This is a genomic window from Paenibacillus daejeonensis DSM 15491 (genome assembly GCF_000378385.1).
Taxonomy (GTDB): Bacteria; Bacillota; Bacilli; order Paenibacillales; family Paenibacillaceae; genus Paenibacillus_D; species Paenibacillus_D daejeonensis.
The window spans coordinates 1-4581 of the sequence record NZ_KB899691.1; the positions used below are offsets into that span (position 1 = coordinate 1).

A 4581-nucleotide genomic window follows, 5' to 3' on the forward strand; every position below is an offset into this window, starting at 1 on the left:
AAAATCATAGTGTTTGTTGCCCATGTGCGGCTGCCAAGTGCCAGCCTGCTCCATCTCTACGAATTGGCCGAATGTCAACCGATAGCAAGCACCCACGCGATGAGTGACAAAGTAATCTCCTAGCCTGTCCAGCACCCGATCATCTATCATAGCTACCACACTGAATGTTGATGCTGGTTAAGTACGTGCAGCTCAATCATCATGGCCATGGCCGGGCGGTGCTCGTATCGCCTGAGCTCCGGCATCACTGCCGCCCGCCCCCGCTCCGTCAGCTGATATCCGTTATCCGTCAGCTCGACCTTGCCCTCATTGATTAACTCCCTCAAACAGGTCTGACTAAAATCCTGCGTTGCTACCGATTGTTTGCCCAATGGGATCAACCTCCTTATATGTGCCTTGCAAAATTGCCTCCACGTCCTCGATCGCCTGCTGGAGCAGTGCTTCCGACCGCTCCAAGTGGAGATACTGGACCACCAGGGCGAACTTGCCGCTCTCTAACCGCTTATTGATCCAGACATTGACTCCTGCCCCGCTTTGTGTCATAACCGTTACCGAGTACGGCGCGTCAAGCCCGATCTGAATCACTTTCTCCGAGAGCCAAATCAGGCTCAAGCTGAGAGCAGCCGCTTCCCCCGCCTGCCCTGGCAGCTTTTTTTGGTCAGTCATGGGTGGGGCTCCTTTCTTTTTTAATAATTGATTCATGCAGCGCTGTTTGGCGAAAAAAAAGATTTCCTCTCTGCCTGAAATAAGGAACCTCTCCATCACGCACCATCCTGCGGAGGGTAGACTCTGAAACCTTGAGATAACGGCAGGCTTCGTTGAAGTCAAAAACGTTGTTGTAGATCATCCTTTCAAGCTCCGGTTGAAGATCTTTTAAAATTTCCTCGCGGAGTTGATCCTTAATCTCGGTACGCATTGCTTCGATGAAGTCGGCGGTATTCATTTTTTATCAGTCCCCGATTTAATTGGAACGAGTTTTACTTCAAGCCCTAAGGCATCGCACGTTTTACTAAGGGTTGTTTCATTCCATCGGCGGCTACCCTCAAGCAAGCCATGAAGATATTGCGAGGTGTAACCCGTTTGTTTAGCAATGTCGGAAGCCTTGACTCCCTGTTCATTCATTGTCTTTTTAATCATGGCCGAAATACTCACTGTATCACCCCTTTAACTATTTGTTGTTTTCCATGTCTAAATATTAAACAAATAGTTTCATTTAAACAAATAGCAAAATCGAGCAAAATGGACTGAATTTAAACAAATAGGAGAATAAGGTCTATACTTTATCCTATTTGCTTAATATTTCTTCAAATATCGTAGTTTTTAAACTATTTGTTCCTTGATAAATAAACTATTTGTTGATAAACTGTTTGTAACAAATAGTTGAAGGGGAACTCTTGTATGAATAGAATCCGTGAAATAAGGAATCAAAGAAAAGTTAGCGGCCCCGATCTGGCGGACCAATTAAAAATATCTCCTCAATTCCTTTATGGAATTGAAAGAGAAACTCGTACACTGAGTGCCGAAATGGCTTCTCGTATAGCGGAAATTTTTGGAGTGAGCGTTGACTATCTTCTTGGTCGTTCTAGCGATAGTCACCAGTCATCCATACCCGAATGGGCTACATCGAAAGATAAAAGAGATTTCAAACGTATGCTTGAAGATGATGGTGAACTTATGTTTGATGGAATACCTTTCGATGCTGAGGATCGCGAGAAGGTAAAACGGGTGATGGAAGCAATTTTCTGGGATGCTAAAGAGAAAAACAAAAAAACGTATGGGCGGAAGAACAAAGAAGGTGGGTAGACAACATGGAGTTCAGTCGTGTTATCCGAAGGCTTCTCCGCAAATACAAAACTAATGATCCATTCATCTTGGCGGAGTATTTAAATATAGAAGTATGGTTTATGGATTTAGGCACATCGACACGTGGAATGTTCAGGCGCACTATGCGTAGGAAGTACATCATCATACATGAGGGTTTGGATGAATATTGGAGAAGGTTTATCTGTGCGCATGAACTTGCTCATGCTATTCTCCATCCTGGAATAAACCGATTTTGGTTAGATGAGAATTCACTCTTCTGCAAGGGCCGATATGAGCGAGAGGCAAGTATGTTTGCTGTGGAATTGCTAATCGCTAACGATCCGGTGCTGACTGGAGAATCTTTCCTAGATGTTTTGCAGCGAAATCATGTGCCCGTTGAAATGCATAGTTTTTACCTGTGACCTCAAAGCGATGACAGGTTATTAAATCATGCCACAAAACCAAACATACGTTCCTTAAAGGGGGTGTTGCTGGAATAAATAAGGTAAGTAAAATACATTATAGAGAGGGTAATTACCATGGCTTGGTCGGAACATTTAGGTAGTAACAAATACAAAATTGTTGAACGTGACCCATCAAAGGCCACAAGACCAAAACGATCGATTACAGTAGAAATGCCCCCAGAGATCGAGCGGTCAAGATCTGATAAAAAGAAAAATGATTGGCTGGCCGTTCAGGAAGCTAAGTGGAGTGAACTTGTCGTAACAGGTCAATATGAGGATCAAGGAAAAAAGAGGAGTAAGGCCAATCAAGTAACTTTCTCACAGTTTGTCCCCGTATGGAAAAAGGGATATGCTATCGAAAATATGAGCGGCGAGACGCTATACAATACACAAAAAATCATCGACGCAAGGCTTGACCCTGAATTTGGTGACACTTGGATAAATGAAATTACAACCTTACAGTTGGTTGAATGGTTCGCCGACATGAAAAGCTTAAAAGACGGAAAGCCACTAGCTACCAATTCAAAGCTAAATATTTACAAGGCGACAAAATCAATATTTGACTTCGCCCATGAATGGGGAGTAATTAAATCAAATCCCATTGCCGGTGTAAAGCGTCCCAGTTTAGGGAAGAAGGAAAAAAAAGCGATGAGGGGTGTTAAAAAAAACTATTCACAATCTGAGGTAGCAAAGCTCTTGTTAGCACTCTACAATCTCCCCAATGGGTGGAGGCTTTATTTTACCGGGGTGATGATGGGCGGCTATAGAAGGGGTGAATTTTTAGCCGTGGAATGGCCTGACATAAGCTATGAAAGTTCGGCAATTTGGATTGATAAGCAGATCAGCATCGACGGTGAGGGAAAGAAGGAAGAACGTGAAGTGAAGACCGTCGAGTCAGAGGGATGGGTTCCGATGCCCCGATGGTATATGGACGAGTTAAAAAGTTTTGAGCGAGAGTGGAAAAAAGAAAAATTAGCTTGTCCGAAATGGCAGGGTGAAGGTAAACAATATATCTTCCATAGCGGGAACGGGGTAATGTATTATCCAGGGACAGCAACTAAGACATGGGCCAAATTTCTGAACCGAAATAACTTGCCTCACATTAAACTCCATGGTCTTCGACATACAGCGGGTACGCTGCTACGTGAACATGGTGCGGACCAAAGGACGATACAAAAATTTCTACGGCACTCCAAAATGGAAACTACCGATAGATACGTTCATGAGTCAGATACCATAAGTCGTGCAGCGATAGCTCCATTAGAAGATTTAAATCCCGAAAAATTGAAATTTGCCCCATGAACTGCCCCATAAACAAAAGTGGCCCGCCCAATTGTCGAAGACAAAAATAAAAGACCCCTTGTGCCACAAGGAGTCTCGGCTTTTAAAAAGTGGAGCGGGTGATGGGAATCGAACCCACGCCATCAGCTTGGAAGGCTGAGGTTCTACCATTGAACTACACCCGCATTGAAAATATAGATGGTCGGGATGACACGATTTGAACATGCGACCCCCTGGTCCCAAACCAGGTGCTCTACCAAGCTGAGCTACATCCCGAAAAGATGGAGCGGAAGACGGGAATCGAACCCGCGACCCTCGCCTTGGCAAGGCGATGCTCTACCGCTGAGCCACTTCCGCAAAGTATGGTGCGGTCGAGAGGACTCGAACCTCCACGGCTGTTACACCACTAGAACCTGAATCTAGCGCGTCTGCCAATTCCGCCACGACCGCATACTTTGAAACAAACAACCAAATTGTAAAAATGGCGGAGCTGACGGGGATCGAACCCGCGATCTCCTGCGTGACAGGCAGGCATGTTAACCGCTACACCACAGCTCCAGAGTATTTCGATATGTATGTATCGAAGAAATTGGTTGCGGGGGCAGGATTTGAACCTGCGGCCTTCGGGTTATGAGCCCGACGAGCTACCGGGCTGCTCCACCCCGCGTCGTAAAAAAGCAATTCTTAAGGCATTGCACCTTAAAAACTGGATGCGAATCAAGCATGGTGTATCTTAGCTGAGTTATATTAGGATAAGCCCTCGACCGATTAGTATCCGTCAGCTGCATGCATTACTGCACTTCCACCCCGGACCTATCAACCTGGTCGTCTACCAGGGGTCTTACATACTGGGAAATCTCATCTTGAGGGGGGCTTCACGCTTAGATGCTTTCAGCGTTTATCCCGTCCGTACATAGCTACCCAGCGGTGCTCCTGGCGGAACAACTGGTACACCAGCGGTACGTCCATCCCGGTCCTCTCGTACTAAGGACAGCTCCTCTCAAATTTCCTACGCCCACGACAGATAGGGACC

General features: G+C 45.6%; 7 protein-coding genes, 6 tRNA genes and 1 rRNA gene. 3 read left to right on the forward strand and 11 right to left on the reverse strand.

Annotated elements, in window-relative coordinates:
• Window positions 1-152 precede the first annotated feature (152 nt).
• From F556_RS0132790 to F556_RS0132805, 4 genes are read right to left on the reverse strand one after another with little or no spacing between them, the layout of a single operon-like run.
• Window positions 153-371 carry a hypothetical protein gene (locus F556_RS0132790; RefSeq protein ID WP_020621239.1) on the reverse strand — a complete coding sequence of 73 codons (219 nt, stop codon included), beginning with the start codon at window positions 369-371 and terminating at the stop codon, window positions 153-155.
• Entirely contained in the window at window positions 337-666 is a 330-nt protein-coding gene (locus F556_RS0132795; protein WP_020621240.1) for a hypothetical protein, read from the reverse strand. Before F556_RS0132795 ends, F556_RS0132790 begins: the two co-directional genes overlap by 35 nt.
• Window positions 659-943 (reverse strand): helix-turn-helix domain-containing protein, encoded by a 285-nt coding sequence (locus F556_RS0132800; protein ID WP_020621241.1) that lies wholly within the window; start codon window positions 941-943, stop codon window positions 659-661. Before F556_RS0132800 ends, F556_RS0132795 begins: the two co-directional genes overlap by 8 nt.
• On the reverse strand, window positions 940-1137 hold the full coding sequence (locus F556_RS0132805; protein WP_245583182.1) for a helix-turn-helix domain-containing protein: 198 nt from the start codon (window positions 1135-1137) through the stop codon (window positions 940-942). Before F556_RS0132805 ends, F556_RS0132800 begins: the two co-directional genes overlap by 4 nt.
• Window positions 1138-1398: 261 nt before the next feature.
• On the opposite strand from F556_RS0132805, the gene F556_RS0132810 reads away from it, so the two are divergent.
• The 3 genes from F556_RS0132810 (at window position 1399) to F556_RS0132820 (ending at window position 3569) form a co-directional block, all read left to right on the forward strand.
• Entirely contained in the window at window positions 1399-1803 is a 405-nt protein-coding gene (locus F556_RS0132810) for a helix-turn-helix domain-containing protein (RefSeq protein ID WP_020621243.1), read from the forward strand.
• A 5-nt stretch (window positions 1804-1808) separates the two neighbouring features.
• Window positions 1809-2225 carry an ImmA/IrrE family metallo-endopeptidase gene (locus F556_RS0132815; RefSeq protein ID WP_020621244.1) on the forward strand — a complete coding sequence of 139 codons (417 nt, stop codon included), beginning with the start codon at window positions 1809-1811 and terminating at the stop codon, window positions 2223-2225.
• A 117-nt stretch (window positions 2226-2342) separates the two neighbouring features.
• Window positions 2343-3569, forward strand: coding sequence for a tyrosine-type recombinase/integrase (locus F556_RS0132820; protein ID WP_020621245.1), 1227 nt, complete (start codon window positions 2343-2345; stop codon window positions 3567-3569).
• A gap of 90 nt (window positions 3570-3659) precedes the next feature.
• Here the strand turns inward: F556_RS0132820 and F556_RS0132825 are convergent.
• The 7 genes from F556_RS0132825 to F556_RS0132855 form a co-directional block, all read right to left on the reverse strand.
• Window positions 3660-3733: transfer RNA gene (locus F556_RS0132825), tRNA-Gly, on the reverse strand.
• Between the two features lie 14 nt (window positions 3734-3747).
• Window positions 3748-3824 (reverse strand) — tRNA-Pro (locus F556_RS0132830).
• A gap of 6 nt (window positions 3825-3830) precedes the next feature.
• Window positions 3831-3905, reverse strand: a tRNA-Gly gene (locus F556_RS0132835).
• 6 nt (window positions 3906-3911) lie between these two features.
• A tRNA-Leu gene (locus tag F556_RS0132840) sits at window positions 3912-3998 on the reverse strand.
• Window positions 3999-4030: 32 nt separating this feature from the next.
• Window positions 4031-4106, reverse strand: a tRNA-Asp gene (locus F556_RS0132845).
• A 32-nt stretch (window positions 4107-4138) separates the two neighbouring features.
• Window positions 4139-4215, reverse strand: a tRNA-Met gene (locus F556_RS0132850).
• A gap of 81 nt (window positions 4216-4296) precedes the next feature.
• Window positions 4297-4581, reverse strand: a 23S ribosomal RNA gene (locus tag F556_RS0132855); the annotation flags it as partial.